Origin of the sequence: Campylobacter showae CC57C, assembly GCF_000344295.2 — a bacterium.
Taxonomy (GTDB): Bacteria; Campylobacterota; Campylobacteria; order Campylobacterales; family Campylobacteraceae; genus Campylobacter_A; species Campylobacter_A showae_B.
In genome coordinates, this window is record NZ_AOTD01000032.1 from 1 (window position 1) to 1,573 (window position 1,573).

Here is a 1,573-nt window from a genome sequence, read left to right on the forward strand (position 1 = left end):
TTTATATATTTATTAAAATATAAGCATATATGTGATATAATATCATCATAAATAAAGATAAAAAGGTTTAAAAATGTCCCAACACTTCCTTCTCTCGTCTAAGGCTAGAACAATCTCGGTTAGAAAGATAGCTAGTATGAGCGAGAATGAGTGTTACGAATATTTTAAGTCGATTCGTTGGAGTAGCAATAAAGGTAATCCGATTTGTCCGACTTGCGGAAGCGCTTCGTCTCACTACTTTATAGAAAGTAGATTGCAATATCGCTGCAAGGATTGCTTTCATACCTTTAGCGTTACAAGCGGAACTATATTTCACTCTCATAAGCTTGATTTTAAAGTTATCCTTCTTGCTATCGTCATATTTTCTAATGCTGCCAAAGGTATTTCAGCTCTACAGCTTAGTAGAGACCTAGACGTTCAATATAAAACGGCTTGGGTCTTATCTCATAAAATCAGAGAAAGCCTTATGACTAGCGATAGCGGAAATAAATTTAGCGGTATAGTCGAGATTGACGGAGTATACGTCGGAAACTATATAAAACCCGCTAACAACATAAACGATAGAATAGATAGACGAAAAGCTTTTAAGCCCAATAAGAGAGTTATTATATCGCTTAGAGAAAGAAATCTACTTGGAAGCGGAGCTAGTAAGACTAAGACCTTTATATTAAAAAGCGAGAATAACGTAGATATAAACGCTATCGCTAAATCGCATATTGCGCCAAATAGCGAAATTCATACCGATGAAAACTCGGCTTACGACGATTTGCTAGCTCATTACGATTTAAAAAGAGTAAATCACCAAATAGAGTATTCGGGACTAAATGGGGAGAATAATAACCAAAGCGAAAGCTTTAACGCTAGATTTAGACGCTTACAATACGGTCAATGCCATAAGCTAGGAACACTTTACTTATCAAACTATGCAAACGAGATTGCTTACCGCGAAGATACGAGAAGGCTAGATAATAAAGCCATAATGGACGATATTTTATCGAGATGTTTGGCTGATAACTCGATATCAAATGAATTCTGCGGTTACTGGCAAGGCAATCACAGAGTAGCCGAAAGACTTGGAGCTTAGGAAGCTATCTTATAAAATTTTACTCCGTTGTCGGTAAAGGACGATAATATTCCTCGTCTTACCAATCTGTTCATTAAGACATATACCGATTGTTTATGCTTGTATTTAGATAGCTCGTCCTCGCCAAAAACAAAATCGGCTACTTCATCTATACTTCCCTGTTTGGTTTTTAGAAACTCGATAATCTTTTTGGTAAGCTCTCCTTTGGCAAAATACGGTGCGTTGATAACTCTTTTGGGCTGAATGAACGTAGTTTTATAACTAGGGTCGAATATCGCGATAGCTTTATCTATGGTTTCAAGTTCGGATTTTAGCTTTAAAACTATATCTTGATGATATTTGATATTTCCTTGAAGCTCGGAATGCTTACCAACGAGAGCGGATATTACGTGAGATTCAGCCATACAAAATCCTTTATGATATGCTATAATAGACTGAATTTTAGTGGATTTTAGAATGAAAGTCTTGTGCGGATGCTACATAATACCG

General features: G+C 36.3%; 2 protein-coding genes. One reads left to right on the plus strand and one right to left on the minus strand.

The features are described from left to right. The first annotated feature begins 73 nt into the window (after positions 1–73). Positions 74–1,084 carry an IS1595 family transposase gene (locus H740_RS01265; protein ID WP_034956902.1) on the plus strand — a complete coding sequence of 337 codons (1,011 nt, stop codon included), beginning with the start codon at positions 74–76 and terminating at the stop codon, positions 1,082–1,084. On the opposite strand, the gene H740_RS01270 is transcribed toward H740_RS01265, so the two are convergent. Beyond that, positions 1,081–1,488: a hypothetical protein gene (locus tag H740_RS01270; protein WP_002950547.1), complete on the minus strand. Its 408-nt coding sequence runs from the start codon at positions 1,486–1,488 to the stop codon at positions 1,081–1,083. The genes H740_RS01265 and H740_RS01270 overlap by 4 nt on opposite strands. Positions 1,489–1,573: the final 85 nt, after the last annotated feature.